This window comes from Neobacillus vireti (assembly GCF_001026695.1).
GTDB classification, from domain to species: Bacteria; Bacillota; Bacilli; order Bacillales; family Cytobacillaceae; genus Neobacillus; species Neobacillus vireti.
The window spans coordinates 18533-36061 of the sequence record NZ_LDNB01000014.1 but is presented as its reverse complement, the minus strand read 5'-3'; the positions used below and the strand labels follow the sequence as shown (position 1 = coordinate 36061).

At 38.2% G+C, this 17529-nt stretch carries 15 protein-coding genes; 4 read left to right on the top strand and 11 right to left on the bottom strand.

Annotated elements, in window-relative coordinates; genetic code table 11:
• Positions 1 to 379: 379 nt before the first annotated feature.
• A complete protein-coding gene (locus AA980_RS17610) occupies positions 380 to 1264 on the top strand; it encodes a fructose bisphosphate aldolase (RefSeq protein WP_024028754.1) in 885 nt (294 codons plus the stop codon).
• Between the two features lie 80 nt (positions 1265 to 1344).
• Here the strand turns inward: AA980_RS17610 and AA980_RS17605 are convergent, their stop codons facing one another.
• Positions 1345 to 2271 carry a hypothetical protein gene (locus AA980_RS17605; RefSeq protein WP_024028753.1) on the bottom strand — a complete coding sequence of 309 codons (927 nt, stop codon included), beginning with the start codon at positions 2269 to 2271 and terminating at the stop codon, positions 1345 to 1347.
• A 509-nt stretch (positions 2272 to 2780) separates the two neighbouring features.
• Here AA980_RS17605 and AA980_RS28275 point away from each other — a divergent pair.
• Complete coding sequence (locus AA980_RS28275; RefSeq protein ID WP_407937468.1) at positions 2781 to 3110, top strand: MFS transporter; 330 nt, start codon at positions 2781 to 2783, stop codon at positions 3108 to 3110.
• 798 nt (positions 3111 to 3908) lie between these two features.
• Here the strand turns inward: AA980_RS28275 and AA980_RS17595 are convergent.
• From AA980_RS17595 to AA980_RS17555, 9 genes are all read right to left on the bottom strand, one after another.
• Complete coding sequence (locus AA980_RS17595; protein ID WP_024028752.1) at positions 3909 to 5015, bottom strand: hypothetical protein; 1107 nt, start codon at positions 5013 to 5015, stop codon at positions 3909 to 3911.
• A gap of 252 nt (positions 5016 to 5267) precedes the next feature.
• The gene (locus tag AA980_RS17590) at positions 5268 to 5777 is read right to left on the bottom strand and encodes a DoxX family protein (RefSeq protein WP_024028751.1); all 510 of its coding nucleotides are present in this window, start codon (positions 5775 to 5777) and stop codon (positions 5268 to 5270) included.
• A 682-nt stretch (positions 5778 to 6459) separates the two neighbouring features.
• Positions 6460 to 7197 carry an amino acid ABC transporter ATP-binding protein gene (locus AA980_RS17585; RefSeq protein ID WP_024028750.1) on the bottom strand — a complete coding sequence of 246 codons (738 nt, stop codon included), beginning with the start codon at positions 7195 to 7197 and terminating at the stop codon, positions 6460 to 6462.
• 15 nt (positions 7198 to 7212) lie between these two features.
• Positions 7213 to 7872, bottom strand: coding sequence for an amino acid ABC transporter permease (locus AA980_RS17580; RefSeq protein WP_024028749.1), 660 nt, complete (start codon positions 7870 to 7872; stop codon positions 7213 to 7215).
• A 181-nt stretch (positions 7873 to 8053) separates the two neighbouring features.
• Positions 8054 to 8839 (bottom strand): amino acid ABC transporter substrate-binding protein, encoded by a 786-nt coding sequence (locus tag AA980_RS17575; protein ID WP_024028748.1) that lies wholly within the window; start codon positions 8837 to 8839, stop codon positions 8054 to 8056.
• A 210-nt stretch (positions 8840 to 9049) separates the two neighbouring features.
• Positions 9050 to 10279 carry a serine hydrolase domain-containing protein gene (locus AA980_RS17570; RefSeq protein ID WP_024028747.1) on the bottom strand — a complete coding sequence of 410 codons (1230 nt, stop codon included), beginning with the start codon at positions 10277 to 10279 and terminating at the stop codon, positions 9050 to 9052.
• Positions 10280 to 10410: 131 nt separating this feature from the next.
• Positions 10411 to 11031 (bottom strand): hypothetical protein, encoded by a 621-nt coding sequence (locus AA980_RS17565; protein WP_024028746.1) that lies wholly within the window; start codon positions 11029 to 11031, stop codon positions 10411 to 10413.
• Positions 11032 to 11710: 679 nt separating this feature from the next.
• Positions 11711 to 12355, bottom strand: coding sequence for a response regulator (locus AA980_RS17560; protein ID WP_201779388.1), 645 nt, complete (start codon positions 12353 to 12355; stop codon positions 11711 to 11713).
• A gap of 7 nt (positions 12356 to 12362) precedes the next feature.
• On the bottom strand, positions 12363 to 13502 hold the full coding sequence (locus tag AA980_RS17555) for a sensor histidine kinase (protein WP_024028744.1): 1140 nt from the start codon (positions 13500 to 13502) through the stop codon (positions 12363 to 12365).
• A 184-nt stretch (positions 13503 to 13686) separates the two neighbouring features.
• On the opposite strand from AA980_RS17555, the gene AA980_RS17550 reads away from it, so the two are divergent.
• Positions 13687 to 14520 (top strand): CPBP family intramembrane glutamic endopeptidase, encoded by an 834-nt coding sequence (locus AA980_RS17550; RefSeq protein ID WP_024028743.1) that lies wholly within the window; start codon positions 13687 to 13689, stop codon positions 14518 to 14520.
• A 248-nt stretch (positions 14521 to 14768) separates the two neighbouring features.
• Here the strand turns inward: AA980_RS17550 and AA980_RS17545 are convergent, their stop codons facing one another.
• The gene (locus tag AA980_RS17545) at positions 14769 to 15809 is read right to left on the bottom strand and encodes an alpha/beta fold hydrolase (RefSeq protein ID WP_024028742.1); all 1041 of its coding nucleotides are present in this window, start codon (positions 15807 to 15809) and stop codon (positions 14769 to 14771) included.
• A 447-nt stretch (positions 15810 to 16256) separates the two neighbouring features.
• Between AA980_RS17545 and AA980_RS17540 the strand changes: the two genes are divergently transcribed.
• Positions 16257 to 17447 (top strand): MFS transporter, encoded by a 1191-nt coding sequence (locus AA980_RS17540; RefSeq protein ID WP_024028741.1) that lies wholly within the window; start codon positions 16257 to 16259, stop codon positions 17445 to 17447.
• Positions 17448 to 17529: the final 82 nt, after the last annotated feature.

Sequence of the window (17529 nt, the reverse complement as noted above, 5' to 3'; positions counted from 1 at the left end):
GAGATGATCGCGAAAATCCACTCCCGGCTTGGGGAGTGGATTTTTTGATTTTCGTTGTTATTTTTTAGGCATTCTAGAAAGCTTAATAAAAACTCCCAATCCTGCAAAGAAAAAACCTAAACAAAATAAACTGGCTGGACTCCCCCAAACGATCTCGCTCATTTATACCCCTCCATTATCGATAACGTAGGGACATTTCACCATATTTTCGGATGATTTAGAACTTTTTAAGATATTTCTTTAACCGTTTTATCCCAGCGACTTAACCATGATTATAACCTTATCCTCATTAATGCTATAATGAAATATGTAATTGCTTCATATATTTCTTTCCATACCAATGAAGGATGACACGATTAGGGAAAAGGAGTGAAAGATGATGCAACAAGATCAATTTGAAAAAATGAAAATGGGAAAAGGATTTATTGCAGCACTGGACCAAAGTGGTGGAAGTACACCTAAAGCACTAGCTGCCTACGGTGTTTTAAAGGATGCCTATTCGGGCGAGGATGAAATGTTCAATTTGGTGCATGAAATGCGGACAAGAATCATCACATCACCCGCTTTTGATTCGAGTAAAATTTTGGGTGCTATTCTGTTTGAAGAAACGATGGACCGCAAAATTGAGGGTAAGTATACGGGCGATTATCTCGCTGAAGTGAAAGGCATCGTCCCTTTTTTAAAAGTGGACAAAGGACTTGCTGAGGAAATTAATGGCGTGCAATTGATGAAGCCAATCACCGATCTGGACGAAACATTGAAACGTGCGAATGAACGTCATATATTTGGCACAAAAATGCGTTCAGTTATCAAAGAAGCCAATATAGCAGGAATTAAAGACGTTGTTGAACAACAATTCGAGGTTGGTAAACAGATTATTGCTGCAGGTCTGATTCCAATTATTGAACCGGAAGTGGATATTAATAGCCTCGAAAAAGAAAAGTGTGAGGAACTACTAAAGACGGAAATTCTAAATCACCTTAATAATTTGAGTGATAATGAATTTGTGATGTTAAAATTAACGATTCCTACACAAGCAAACACATACAAAGAACTTATTAACCATCCAAAAGTGGTTCGTGTCGTTGCACTTTCCGGTGGTTACTCAAGAGATAAGGCAAACGAAAAGCTAAAAATGAATGATGGTTTAATCGCCAGTTTCTCCAGGGCTTTGAGCCAAGATTTAAATGTCCATCAAACAGATGAAGAATTTAATACTGCCCTTTCGAAGGCAGTTGAATCTATTTACGAAGCATCTATTTAAAAATAAAAGTGCCTGGCACGACCCGAATCATGTCGAAACTTTCGACAAAATCCGAGTGGTGACACAGGCACTGCTCTAATCTAGAATTGGTCTTCCCCCTCTACTAACTTCCACTCTTTCCAAGCTTTCTCAATATCCTCATAACAACCTTTTAATTTTTCTTGATATTCCTCGTTGTTTTGTTGATATTGGGTATCTTTTATAAAATTATAAAAATTTTCGCAGGCACTAAGAAGGTGCTGGTGTGCGGTCGAAAAAGATTCCGGAACTTGTATGATCTTCATATAGAAAATCACACTTGGAAGGTGATGAACCAAGTTATGCTGCATTTTATCTGCGCTATTATTATCTTTTTTCTCAACCCGCGGAAGTAGATTGGACTTAATCATGCCCAAGGTTTCTTCTATACGGGATTGTGTGCTGTTTATATAGAACCACCGGTCCTGCAAGTTTCCTATAACTATATATTTACTAGGTCCCTGAATCGCTTTTCCTTTTTTATAAAGTGTATACCACTTTTCCGAAGCTAGTGTAATTTGCGGGTAAGCGGAGAATAAACCCTCTATATTTGAAGTGGTAATGCCGTCTTTGTTTAAGGCCTTTTGATAAACCGTTACTGCATCGAAGAAATTTTGATAAGCTTGCAACAAGTCCTCATGTGCCTGTTTGTACTGCTTTGGAACGGACGTTTGTTCCATCTCATCGGTGAACCTTTGCAAGGTTAGAATCATATTAGCCACACTGGTTTTATAATAATCAACTCCTGCCGGGCCGAGCATGAATGCACCCTCGGATTGGAGAAGAATAAAATTTTTAATATCAGTATTGGTCGTGGCAAAATCGTCTACTTTGTGATCATAAGTGAAATCGCGCATTTTGTTATCATAACCGGTTTCGAATAGTTTGACACCATCACCAATAGTCTGTTTTTGCTGTACAGTTATGCATGAAGTACAGAGGAAACCAATTCCCATCAATAATAAGGCAATAATCCCTTTTTTCAGCATAAATATTCCCGCTTTCCTTCTTAAATAGTGGGTCTTAAGTTTATTTCGACAAATAAGAAAATAATCCCTTCTTATTAACAATATACGGAATAAATAAAGATCATGCAGGGAACTGCTTAGGTTGCTGGTGCCTGGCACTTAGTCTGCCTATTGCTTTAACATAAATCCGGGTGATGAAAGGCACTATTCTAGCACACCCCATGTTTTGTTTAACCAATCTACAAACTGCTCTTTTTGCTCAAATTGGGGATAATGGGCCACTCGATCAAAAATAACAAAATCCTTTACCGGTGCTTCCACTTGATTGAAGTAATCTTTTGCAGCCTATTATATCGACAGTTTGAGTGGAGCGGCAAATCCGCTAGATGGATTCATGAAGTGCTCCGCCCCCATCCTGTCTTATTTTTCAAAGAAGCCTGTTTAAGTAAAAATGCATATGAACAATGGTGCAAGAAATAAGATGAAAGAGGAATAATCGATCACCTGACCCAGAAACGTGAAGGTGATCTGTGGCTGAATGGTATGAGTTTTTCTTATATGGTACCGCTTCAGCTCTAGTTTTTGGAGAATTATTTTTTCAACAAACTGGAAGCGCTATCGACGGCATCCTAGCCGTATTTGCTCTCTATGCAGTAGGCTTTTTAGCCAGACCGATCGGCGGGCTTGTCTTTGGTCATTATGGGGATAGAATTGGGCGAAAAAAATTATTACAGCTTAGTTTAATTATCGTTGGAATTACGACCTTCTTAATGGGATGTATTCCAACATTCAGTAGTATTGGTTATTGGGCTCCAATCTTACTCGTTTCGTTACGTTTAACAACTTATATTATATGGTAGTAACGTTCTCCATTACATATTTAAAACTTGTGGTCCATAAAGATACTTCACAAATTTTATTATTAATGTTTGGTGCCCATGCTCTTCACTTTTTCTTTATTCCATTAATGGGACACTTAAGTGATGTTTGGGGATGTAAACCAATCTATATGACAGGAGCCATTTTAACGGCATTTTGGGATTTATTGGGTTTCCAATGATGGATACCGGAAACAATTGGATCATCATGGCCGCCATTACGCTTGGTTTATTCATTGAATCGATGACGTATTCACCATACTCAGCATTAATGACAGAGTTATTCCCTACTCATATCAGATATACAGCTTTGTCCTTTTGCTATCAAATAGCACCCATATTAGCAGGCTCATTGGCTCCATTAATTTCATTAAGCCTCCTAAAAACATTTAATAGCTCGATCCCAATTTCGATGTATTTAGTAGTAGCAAGTATCATTTCTATTATAAGTATAATGTTAGTAAAAGAAAGAAACAAAAGGAAAAGAACTCACATTTAAGAAAGCACAGTAACTATTTTCGTCAGCCTTACACAATCGTTTGTATAAGGCTGATGGCAATTTTTCTATTAAACATTTTACTAACATCTTCAACATTCAGTTCAACGTCTGCTCAATATATAGAACAGAGTAAGAATGACTTGCCAGCAGCCCCTTAAGTTTTTGAAGACTTTGGTGGTAAATTTCAGGACCCCTCCCATGGTAAACAGTTTGGCGAGGAGTGAGAATAGAGCTGTGTACTTGGGACACGGTGCCTGTCCCGCAGTCCCCTTGTCCCGGCTTTAATGCTTTTCGTCAATCGCCTTTTTTAAAACCTCTCTAGCGTCATTTTCGGAATTTATTTCATTTAACTGAAGTTTTAAATATAAAAAGTCGTTATTACTTCCATTCTCTTTTGCTATGATAAGTGTTGATATATGTAACCCTGTTTCTTTATAAAGCAAAATAGATTGATAAAATTTGGATACTTTATAATTAGACAAATGATCAAGCATTTCCTCGTATTCTTGCTCTTTAACTTTTAACGATAGACGATATTGGTCACAAGTGTCTAAATTTATTGCATCAAACGTCTCCGCTGTAGAATCGCAGACTAAAGGAAAGAAATGCCTATCTTTTCTGACAAAAAAACCTAACTTGTTTAAATCGGCTTCTATTCCTTTTATTAAATGGAAATCCTTTTTATAAAAATGTGTTTTTACCATTTCACCTGATTCTGCATTTTCTTTCTCTAGGAGCTTTTTGAAAGAAATCGAGTCTGTTACCTCGCTTAATTCCCATCCAAAACTTAAGTATCCTAAAGGACCGTGCTTTTCATATGTAGAATGGACATTATTAAGGCTGCTGTCAAATGCATCAAGAATGATTAGCTCCTTTGCAAGATAATCATTGGGAATAAATGCCCTCATTGTTTGTAAACCATTATAAAGGTCTGTGAAATTAGAATCGTTTATTTCTAAAGCATCTTTCTTCATTAATACAAGCGAAACTCCCAGATGATCCTCCTCTTTGCTCATCCCGTAAAAAGACAAAAACGAATGAATCCCCTTGGCTAAAAGTGCTTTGTAATCCTCCGAATCTTGGTACTTTTGATTTAACTGATAAACTTTGTTTACTTTTTGATAATTATCACCTGTAATTTTATTAACAAAAAAACCCTTTGTGTCAACGGAAAAGATGAGTTCTGGTATATCGGAACGTCTTACAGTAAAAGAACTATTTCCCATATTCCCTGTATTAATAGTAGGTGTATTAAGTACATCCACATCAAAATGATATTTTCCCTTTATATATCTCTTCACATCATATTTATAATCGGAACGACAAAACGTTAATAGAAATGCAATACCAATAAAAACAATCAGAATAACTTTCCTTTTCTTTCTCATCCTCAGCCCTCCCAGGGAAAAGTCCCCTTCCCATACTCGTTCCATTTTATATGAAAATCTAAAAACATTAAAGAAGCATGGGAGGAACCAATTCGGAATAGATTCCAAGCTGGAAGGAATCCCTAAAATCTGCGGTCATGCGATTAAAAGTAAATCCAACTCCTAAAGCATTCATATTGTTTAATAAATGCGGAAAAAGGCATCCGAATAAGTTAATATTCGAATGCCTTTCCTCGACTATTTATATAGTATTTAAGCAACGGTTGTGCCTTTTCGATGATTACCTTTAACTGTAAAGTATTTACGTACATAAGGCATTGCATAACGGTCTAAGCCGAATTTGCCAGCATTTGCTCCGGCAACGAGAACGAAGAAGGCTAAAAGAATCAGTTGGCCGTTAGTGCTCACCGTGCCGCTGAATAAGAAAGAGAAATTCATCACCAATCCCATTAGTGTGGCAAAGTTAGTGAGAAGACCTAGGATTAACGCAATTCCGACTAATATTTCGCCCCATTGCACTAAGAAAGAAAACAGATCAGCGTTAGGCAATGCAATATGCTCTAGAAATGCTGCCCACCAGCCTTGAACAGCTGGGTGTTCTCCTGTGCTAGAAGCAATCGCGCCCTTTAAGAACCCACTTGCATCAAATCCGCCGCTTGTAATTTTTGCAAAACCTGCATGTATAAATTGATAACCTATATAAATCCGAATGATTGCTAAAACCCCTGCAGCAATAGTATTTTTTCTTAAAAGATTTAACATAATACTCCATCCCCTTAGGATTAAAATTAATTTGTTTTTTATTTTACAAGATCTTGTTTGTTTCTTACTACACTTACATATTAGCACTTTACCCAAGTTAAAAAAGCTGTCTGTGATGTTATTCATAATTTTGCAACAAAGTTTTGACTAGATTGTGAAAAATGAATCCTCCAGGCTAAAAATTACTTTTATAAAGGCTCTGTTATTATTTCATTGATGATTTTCGTGTAGGTATGAAAATTCATAGGCGGAGAATTTCCGGCTAATGTATATAGAGGAAGCTTAAGAAGCAGATATAAGCGGAGATATTCCGATTAACTGCTCTAAATAAGGCAAAATCCAACGATTTAGATAATATAAGCGGAAATACTCCCTTTATTTTTAAGAAAATATGAGTATTTCCCAATTTAAACGGAATTTTTCCGTTTATTTTTCAAACACAGTGAAATCAACATTCATTTATAATAGAGCCTTTATAAAAAGGAACTATGGTTGGCGGCTGCACTAGAATTTGTGCCATATCCAGCCATTGCAGATTACATGGATATTGAATTTGGTCCAAATACTTAAAAAATCATGTACCCCTACGTAAAAGGGTTCAGCCCTGCAGTTAAATTAGCTCGGACTGAACCCTGAATTGTTACTATATAATTACCTTCGTCACGCTTCTACGGCACCACCATCAACGTTTTAAAAACGCCTTCGTCCGTTCGGATTGCGGGTTGGTCAATACATCAGAAGGATGACCGGTTTCAATAATTTCTCCATTGTCCATAAAAATAACACGGCTGGCTACTTCTTTTGCAAATCCCATCTCATGGGTGACGACAATCATGGTCATGTGTTCTTCTGCCAGGTCCTTCATCACCTGCAGGACTTCGCCGGTTAACTCGGGATCGAGCGCCGAAGTAGGCTCATCAAACAGCAGAATATCAGGATTCATCATCAACGCCCGAGCAATGGCTACCCTTTGTTTTTGGCCGCCTGATAAATGAGCAGGGTAAGCATTTTCCCGGCCCGTAAGCCCAATCTTCTGCAGAAGCTCGCTGCTTCGCTTCCTTATATCGGAAGCAGACTCCTTTTTCACTAATCGTGGAGCCATTTCCAAATTCTCTTTGACTGTTAGGTGTGGGAACAGGTTAAAGTGCTGAAATACCATTCCCATCTTGGTGGTAATCTGCTTGATTTCGTCTGGCTTTGAGTAAACTCCATCCTTTACAAGATCATCACCGGAAACCCGAATACTGCCTCCATCAACTTTTTCCAGGTGGACAAGACTTCGGAGCATCGTACTTTTCCCAGATCCGGAGGGGCCAATTACAGCCACTACATCGTTTTTATTAACATCAAAGCTAATCTGTTTTAAGACTTCCAGATTGCCATACGACTTTTTGAGATTCGAAACTTCAATGATTGCCATCCTCATTCCCCCTCCTTATTCAAATCTAAACCGCCGCTCGATCCATTTAAAGAACAGCGTTAATACAAGCGTCATCAGCAGATAAATAACACCCGCTACAGCAAAAGGAATAATCGTAAAATCACGATTGACTGCTGTCTCTGCATAATGCAATAATTCCGGAACCGCAACGGCATATAGCAGGGCCGTATCCTTGACAAGTGTCACCGATTCGTTTGCCACAGCAGGAAGGGCAATACGAAACATTTGCGGCAGAATGATCCTTGTCGTCATATGCCATTTAGAAAAACCGAGAACTTGTGCAGCCTCATACTGTCCTTTATCAATGGCCAAAAGTCCGCCGCGGAAAATCTCAGCAAAATAGGCAGCGTAATTAAGGATAAACCCGATACAAGCAGCGACAAAGCGGTCCAGCACCAAATATTCCCCGATGCCCGGAATCATCGGCAGCCCAAAACAGATCACTAATAGCTGAAGCAAAAGCGGTGTCCCGCGCATCACATAAATAAAAGCTTGTGCCAGCATAGAAAGTGGCTTGAAGCTGCTTTTTACAGCTAACGTTAACAAAAAGCCCAGCGGAAGCGACACAACAATGGCAATCACAAACAAAAGAACCGTCATTTGCGCCCCTTCCAGCATCGGCTTAAGGATCGTTATAATATACTCAAACGACATAACAGGATTCCTCCAATAACAAAAAGCATAAGAGCCTTGATCAGCCCCGATATAGGGAGACTTAGTCGATTGGAAATCGGCTTAGTCTCCCTTAATGCGTGCAGAAAGCGATAGCTCTCTGTAGCCCAGCGCAAGACAAAACAGGGTCCCTTTGGAATCCTGTTTTGCTACCTATTTATCATTATTTTACTACTTTATCTTCTCCAAACCATTTATTTGAAATTTCAGCGGCCGTGCCGTCTTCATTCATTTTATCGAGTGCCTTTTGCAGTTTGTTCAGCAGTTCCTCATTCCCTTTTTTCACGCCTACTCCATATTCCTCAGGAGCGAGGGATTCATTAAGCACTTTGAACGTACCCTGCTCTTTTGTCATGTAATAATCAATCACAACTTCATCAATCACAACCGCATCTAATCGGCCGCTCTTTAAATCATTCAAGGCCATCACATTATCGGAAAACTCCGTCACATCTTTAATCTTGGACTTTATTGGATTCGCATCCAAGGCATCCGAAGCTGAAGATAAAGACTGCAGCCCGACCCTTTTGCCTTCTAAATCTGCCAGTTTGGATACTTTAGAATCAGCCAGTGTGACCACTACCTGAGCATTTTTTAAATAGGGCTTTGTAAAAAGAACCTTTTTCTTACGTTCATCGGTAATTGTATAACCATTCCAAATAAGATCAATCCGGCCGCTGCTTAGTTCAGATTCCTTAGTTTTCCAGTTAATTGGCTGGAATTTAACCTTCATGCCCATTTTTTCAGCAGCTGCTTTTGCATAGTCAATATCAAAACCAACAATATTATTAGCATCGTCACGGAATCCAAGCGGAGCAAATTTATCGTCAATACCGATTATCAGCGTTTGATCATCCTTTTCCTTATCGCCCGATGTATTATTCGAGCAGGCTGTTAAAACAGAAAATACCGCTGCGATCACTAGAACTATAGATACTAGACGTTTCATATGAAAAAAACCACCTTAATTCGATTTTAATTTTACTTTAGTACGTTACCATGTTATCACACTATCGAATTATAACACTATAATATTTTTTAGGCAAGAGGGACAAAGGGACAATCCCTTGTCACTTTCCGGGGATACTGGATCGCATGCGCAAATTTTAACAAGCCAAAAATATACAAGTTTTTATACACCCTTGTTATTTTTGGCTTGTTAATTTCTATGATTGGATTTATCTTTACCTACTTTTAAAGATACTTCTTTAAAAATATCCTCCCAGCTATCTACATTTCCTAGCGATTTACCCGTTCGTAATATAACAATATTGTTTGCCGGAGAGATATATAGATACTGTCCATACTTTCCCATCGCAAAAAAGTCTAAATCCCCATTATTATTTTGTGTACTATACCACATGTATTTATATCCGATATTTTTATTTTCTAAGAATGAGCCTTTATATTCATCTCTATTTAAAGGTAATCCGCTTATTGTAGACAGTTTTATCCATTTTTCATTCAGGATATACTGTTCATTCCACGTTCCACCATGAAGCAACAGACTGCCTATCTTTACAAAGTCAATCGCTTTGAAATTAATACCGCTCTCCATCTTTTCAAAACCTGTCTGTTTACTGTCTAGACTCCACGAAGCATCATTTTCGGCTCCAATCTTATCCCAAACTTTCTGCTGGAAATATTCCGCTACATGTTTACCCGTACTGCGCTCCAGGATGATGCCAAGTAATAAAGGATGATAATTGTTATAATGAAATTTACCTTGGTATTTTGTAGTCAGATTAGTATGAGTCAACGCTAAATTACGTAAATCCGGCATGTAATACGTTTTGGCATCGTCGCTAAACCAGATATTTCCTTCCTCATAGCTAATGTTTGAACGCATCAGAAGTAAATCTTCAATTGTAATCCTCTCCATATTCGTTCCTTTGAACTCGATTATATAATCCGCAATCGATTGCTTTTCACTTTCTATATAACCATCTTCAATCGCCATTCCAATTAACAACGAATCGATTGACTTAGCCATTGAGAAAGATGTATTAACCGCATCCTTGTCATATCCGTTGAAATATTCTTCGAGCACTACCTTGTCATCGTGGACAATGATAAATGAAGTGGTATTTGTTTCCTTTAGAAAGGTATCCAATCGTGTCGTTCTGCCTTTCCCTTTATACATATAGTCTATTGACATCTTTTTTAAGGATTCATCCAGGTTATATTTGTAATAATAGGGTTGGGAGCTTTTTTGAATAATCCGCCTCGGAAATACATTGTAATCCATTACATCCGAATCTCCATTTATGATTGTCCTAAAAACATATTGTGGGGAAAGTATGATAGTGGAAACTAATACAAGCAGTATTGAACCTAACAAGAGGAATGTTAAGAAAATAAGTAATAGCTTGGTAGTTTTCTTCTTCATTTTACCTCCTTAATTTCTAAAAAATTTTACTGTCAACAAGGAAAAAAATGATACATTGTTCTTCTAATAAAAAGGACAATATCCTCACATCTGAGAATATTGCCCTCATTGATAACAAGAGACTGACACCCCTAGTTGGATTTTAATCTTAGCCCAATAACACCGAGCGCAATACCCATAGTAAGCGCAATTAACACCAAAATTACAGCTGAAGCAGTTGCGCCATCAATGAAAATTCCCGAAACCTCAATTACAGACGAAATAATAAGTAATATTGCTACATATGTCGGAAATACTTTTGCGCGAATGATGGAGGTCCCAAGTAGAATAAAACCAATCAAGCCAAAGAAAAATGCACCAAATGGAAAAAGCACAAAGCCAGAAAAGACAGTTTCTTCAATCATTTTCGGGGCCTTTTCAGCAAGTATAGGCACAACTGCGATAAAATAGGCAGCCACTCCGATTCTAAAAAAAGTACTAAGAGCGATAAATAATGATCCCATCAGTCCTACCTTGCCTCCCCTCCCACCTGACTGGTGTAAATAAAGTCCAGGCAGTCCGATGAGGATCAAAGCGTATGCCACGAAACCTATAATGTTAAAAACTACCCACTGTGGATTTTGAAGTTCGCTAGCCGAAGCTGAAGGGAAATTGGAATTCACAAAAAACGACCAGATGGCGGCAACGAGGTTTAAAAGAGCGCCCAATAACAAGACATTCCCGGAAAAACGAAACAGACTTTTAGAGGACATCGATTTCCCACCTTTCCATCTTTAAATTTGTGCAAAAAGCACATATTCATTAATATGAGGCGTTGGAAATCATTAGGATATTATTCTAAAAAAATACCTCTCAACCAGCTTAGGTTCCAAAATAAACGGAATTCGAAGTTAGTTGCCAATAATTCCCGCTAAATGTCGGAAGTTTCGGAAAATGCGTAGTAAGTAGCGGAAAATGTGTAGTAAATAGCCAAAAATATGTCATAAGTCCTCTAAGATATGTCATAAGTATTTACCGTAAAACAAGAATGCCCCAGGAGACATTGGATCTCTAAACAATAATTGGGACAAGGAGCCTGTCCCTGTCCCATTAGTTATGTATAATCTCATTAGCCATATCAATGATTTCCTTTTGTTGTTGTTCCTTCGAGATTTCTTGTTTTTCAGGATTAAAGCATAAAAAAAACTGCAATGAAATTTGCAGTCTTTAATTCTTAGATATTCTAGAAAGCTTAATAAAGACTCCCAACCCTGCAAAGAAAAAACCTAAACAAAATAAACTAGCTGGACTCCCCCATACTATATCACTCATTTAATAGCCCTCCATCATATAATATATAGGAGTATTTTACCATATTTACAAATTTTTTAGAACATTTTTTATTTTCGCCGAGGGAAAATTTTTTAGGGGAAGCAAGGGGACGGTTCTCTACTATTTCCCTTTTAGAAAAATAATTAATTCAGAACGGCTTTTGAGTTCTAATTTATCAAGTATACGAGAAACATAGTTTTTTACGGTACCTTCTGTTAAAAATAATGTTGTGCTAATGGTCTTATTACTTTTCCCTTGCATAATTTGTTCCACGACTTCGATTTCTCTTGGTGTTAGCAGTTTTGATAGATCTATCTTTTTCACGGAAGAGGAAGAAGGGTATTCCGGAATAGTCTGAAGGGCATTAATCAGCTTGCTTGTTACTTCAGAATGAAGCATAAGTGTACCCTCATACGCAGCTTTGATGGCCTTAATAATCTCTTTTAAGTCAGAGTCTTTTAGAATAAAACCATCAGCACCATTTTTCAGTCCATTGAGAATATATTCATCTTCATTAAAGGTGGTTAAAATAATGACTTTCACATTTGGATATTGATCCTTAACTGCCTTCGTTGCCTCGATGCCGTTCATAATTGGCATTCTTATGTCCATTAAGATAACATCAGGGACCTTATCTTTAAGCAAGCTGAGGAGCTCTTCGCCATTTGCTGCCTCCCCAATGATTCGAATCTCTTCATTTAAGCTTAGTAGCATTTTTAAGCCATCTCTTACAATTCCTTGGTCATCTACAATGATAATTTCAATCATTTCATCACCCCACACTCGTTACAAATGGAATCTCCGCTTCCACAACAAAACCCTTGCCCTTGGTCGACACAAACTGAATTTTTCCGTTTAATGAATGGATTCGGTCTTCCATTCCTTGTAAGCCGTGAGATTTTTTAATATCAGCACACCCAGCCCCGTCGTCCTCAATTTTCACAAGCAGTTTATTGTCGTGTACAAAAATTTCAATATAAAAGCCTCTTGCATTTCCATGCTTTATACCGTTGGTTATAGCCTCCCTCACCGTTTCATAAATCCCCTTTTGGATCTCCTTGCTCGTGTACTCGGCAGTGTCGTCAAAAAATAATTCAAATTTCAATCCCCCGGCAATTTGTAAGCTTTCGATTAAATCATCAAGCGAATTGCGCAGTTTAATCTTAACTTTCCAGGCATGATCATCTTTTAACACATCAACTGCCTTGCGAAGGTCTGTAATAGAAGTCTGCGAGATTCCGAGGGCTTTCCCTAACACTTCTTTTGACTTTTTCGGGTCTGTGTCGATCATATTTTCGGCAAATTCTAGGTGCATTTTCAAAGCAATCAAGGCATGACCAATGGAATCATGAAGTTCCTGGGCAATTCTCGTCCGTTCTTTTACAATGGTGATTTCCTTTAGTTTCGCATTTGCCTCCATTAATTCGGCATTAAGCAGATTTCCCTTTTCTTTCTCCCGGCTGTTGCTTCGAAACAGATAAATCAGTAGCAGCATGGCGAGATACGGGAGCAAGGCCTCCTGAACTCCGGCTTTAAGGACAAACATAACGCTTAAAAATACGAAAACATGGAAGATGAGCAGTCCGATTTGAATCCAAGGGCGATAAAGAACAATCTCGACAATTGGAAAAACAAAATAAAAGTTAAGCGGCAGACTATCGAATCGAATTAAATATAGACCCGTTCCAACGATACTTGCCATCATCGATATATAATAAAGTATACGATTATTTTCAAAAAATTGGTAACGATTTCTCAAATGATCATTCATATGAAGAAGGATGATTCCGAAAATGAAAGCAACCTTCAACATAAGGGGTATTTGGGGGCGCAAAATGATATCAATGGAAGTCGTCACAATCAGGATGATTCTAAAAATCATAATGACCATGGGCGGCTTATGTTTAGTCAATGAAACCACATCCATCGTTTTTAATAGCATTATACTATTCTGATGAAAAACAGAATAGATACCTAAAGTCATTCAGCGAATGATAACTAAAGTCATATGCACCTGGTTACTTTAGTTTCTTTTAACCATACCAGCAAAATATTACCATGGAACCATAAGGAATTCACAAAGGGAGTGACCAGTAATGGTACAAAAAAATAACGGATTATTTTACGCATTAACAGTTCTTATCCTTACATGGGGCATCACCGCCGCTCTATTTATTCAGCCGAGTATAGGTCTAAAAACATTTCCAATCATTATGTTTATTCCAGCCGCCGTTGCCATTATCTTTAATATCTTCGGGCGAAAGGGATTCAATGGCTTTAAACAGAAAATGAATGCAAAAGCATTGCTGTTCGGCATTTTATATCCACTTGTCTTTATTTTGCTTTGCGCGGTCCTGGCGCGGATTTTAGGAATCGGAACCTGGAATGCTGACAAATTTCCTGATGGTAAAATGCTTGCCACACTCGTGATCACGATTCTCCTCAATCTGTTTACGGTTTTAGGAGAGGAATATGGCTGGAGAGGTTATCTGCTTCCGCAGTTGACGGAGCAATGGGGAAAAACAAAAGCTACCGTCATTCTCGGAATCATTTGGGCATTGTACCATGCTCCTGCCGTTTTTTTCCTAGCTAAAACAACTGGAATAAGCCATCCATTGTTACTTTGCTTGATTCAGGCAGGCTGCGTGTTTGCGATAAACTTTCCATTTTCCTATTGCTATTATTTATCAGGGAACATCATCCCTGTCCTGTTTCTACATTCTGTCTGGAATGTGATCAATACAAACGTGCTGGGCGATATTTATACGAACGAGCAGGGATTGGTGGATGGAAATATCGTTTTATTTAACGGGGAAGGGTTATTGGGTCTTGTTTTAGGTGCACTTTTCATCTACTGGTTCATCCGCCAATTCAAGAAGGATCACCCTTTGGTTAAAACTAGTTATGAAGGTTTGAAGAAACTAATATAATGCTTTTAATGAATCCAGCAGAAATACGCACTTATGTGTATTTCTGCTTTTTACGTATTTGTACCTCTTCAATAGGCATCACCTCGTCAAGCAGTCTCTTTAACAACTCTTTGACATCAATATCCTCCCTTTCGCTATAATGGTTTCTCGATCATCGTTCGAGTTTCCTTTGGTTAAGTAACCGTCTGCACCAGCGTTTTATCGAATTCTTTGACATTATTCAGGGAGTGAAAGGCATTGTTCTATTCTTATTTATTTAGCAAACCCCATGTTCTGTTTAACCAATCGGCAAACTGCTCTTTTTGCTCAAATTGAGGATAATGGGCGGATTGATCAAAAATAACAAACTCCTTTACCGGCGCTTCCACTTTATTGAAGTAATCTTTTGCAGCATTAACGGACGTCATATAATCGAACTTTCCCATGACAAAAAAACAAGGTATTTCCAAACGTTTTACTAGACTCGTAATATTTTGCTTTTTTTCTTCGGATATTAAGATATCTTGTGAGATTGAGACTCCTCTTGCATAACGAATGACGTCAAGTAAATTATATTCTGGGCTTAGCAGAAATCCCCAAAAATAATCCATGTTGTCATTAATCAGCCTTGCCGCTCCACCATATTTACGCACGAAACTTCTTGGTGTCAGCGATTCCCCAGTTTCAATCGTGCTTTTTAGACTCTCCAGCTTTTCTACGTCATTCCTGTTTTTGGCGAGTTTAGCCTGATGGATGGTAAAATTTAAACTGTCCAATTCACTTTGGATATGATCGGAAACTTGCCCAATTCCAATATAAGCGGAAAATTTTTCAGGGGCAATGCTTGCAGCCTTCATGCCAATATAGGTTCCAAATGAATGGCCAATTAAAAGGACCTTTTGTTGTCCCAGCTTTTTCGTAAAATAGTCTGTCAATGCCAAAAGATCATTCACATGAACATCGGTTGATAGATTCGAGTAATCCTCAAAGAAGTGATAGGATTTCCCGCTGCCTCGCTGGTCATAGTGCACAATCGTGAAATTTTCCTCAAGTAAATCTTGATACTTTCGTACATAAGGTATTTCCGAACAACCCGGCCCGCCGTGAACAAACAGGATAATGGGATTAGAATGGTCATGCCCTCTAATCATCACTTCTAATTGGGTCCCATTTATTTCAATCTGCTCTAACGTACTAATGCTATTGCCACCTTTTATAGGAGGTGTCCAAGTAGGAAAAACAAAGGCAATAATAATTAGACCAACAATGAAAATACTAGCCTGTATCAATCTTTTTTTCTTTTTATTCAACACATTTCTCCTTCCGCTCATTTTCCATTTGAAACCGAAAATCCAACCTAATTCACCCTCAATTCAAAGTTTCTGGTAATCAATTCGATAAAAAATGCTTTTTTTCCTGCCAATTCTAGACCAATTTCACTATTAGTTCCTAATGGAATACGACCAGATTGTACGCGGACTCTTCGAGAATGCACCGTGCCCGAAGCTTTCGATTGAAGTAACAGAAGGGAAATGGGATCAATATGAATCCTCCCTGCTTCAATTCTTTCATATGGAAAGACACTCTGAACCTAACCTCGCACCTCCAAGCGGAGAATTTACAAACAAGGAATTAAATCTCTGTTTAAAAATACTCGATGATCCCCAAACCGGATCTAAACTAATTTTATGGTATGATGTTTAAGCTGTGTATCTACTATGTGACACATTTACATTCATCTTAGAAAAGAGGTATTTATGCACTCCACAAAATTATCCAAGCAACATTGGTTGCTCATCTTAACTCTTACTTTATTAACATTTGTTCTCGGAACAAGCGAATTTGTTATTGTCGGAATCTTAACCGATATTTCCTCAAGCCTTCATATGACAAATGCAAAAGCAGGCACACTCGTTTCTGCGTTTGCAATTACGTTTGCCATCGCCACACCAATCGTGATGTCAATAACAAGTCATTTTCCAAAACGTAAATGGATGTTGTTTTTGATAGGATCTTTCATCCTCCTGAATGCTTTGTGCGTAATTTCGACGAGTTACATCATGCTCCTTGCCCTTCGGATTATGACAGCGATTGTAACAGGAGTATTAATCTCTCTAGCAATGATTGTTGCAAGTGAAACGATGCCGATTAATAAACGTGGACTTGCTATATCATTCGTTTTCGGTGGTTTCACACTTGCAAATGTAGTCGGAGTGCCCATTGGTACTGTAATTGCTGAATGGTACGGCTGGAATGCCACTTTCATGTTAACTACCTTCCTAGGTGGATTAGCGTTTTTAACATCCTTTTTCGTCTTGCCTAATAAGCTCAGCCAAATACGCAGTTCGATACGGGATCAGTTTTCTTTATTGACCAAGCCACGAATTTTGATGGCCTTTTTCATTCCCGCTCTTGGATTCGGCGCAACTTATGCCGTCTTTACGTACCTTGTTCCGATCTTGAAGGGAATGGGAGCACCAAATCATTCAATTAGTTTAATCTTATTTGGTTACGGATTTATCTCGATTTTCAGCAATATCCTCGCCGGTAAAATTGCCAGTCACAATGCAATCGGTCGCCTTCAGTTTGTTTTTCTCGTGCAGGCTGTTGTTCTGACAAGCTTATTTTGGACTACAAATCATTTTAGTTTAGGACTTGCAAACATTGGATTGATGTCGTTAATGGCTATCCTCTTAACTACATCTACCCAACTTTATTTAATAGACCTTTCCGGAATTTATCAGCCAAAAGCAACAGGACTCGCTGCTTCACTAATGCCAGTGGCAAGCAACGTAGGGATCGCATTTGGTTCTGCACTAGGCGGAATTGTATACCATCAGGGGAATTTAATGAATGTAACATGGGTCGGTGGGATTGTTGCGGTCGGTGCAAGTCTGCTAACATTCTTTAGTCATATTTTAGACCAAAAACAAAAGAAACCATCATAATAGAGAAACTAGGAATAACTTTTGTCGACAATCGAAAGCCTTAGGAATTAATTCCCAAGGCTTTCGATTTACTCTAGTTCAT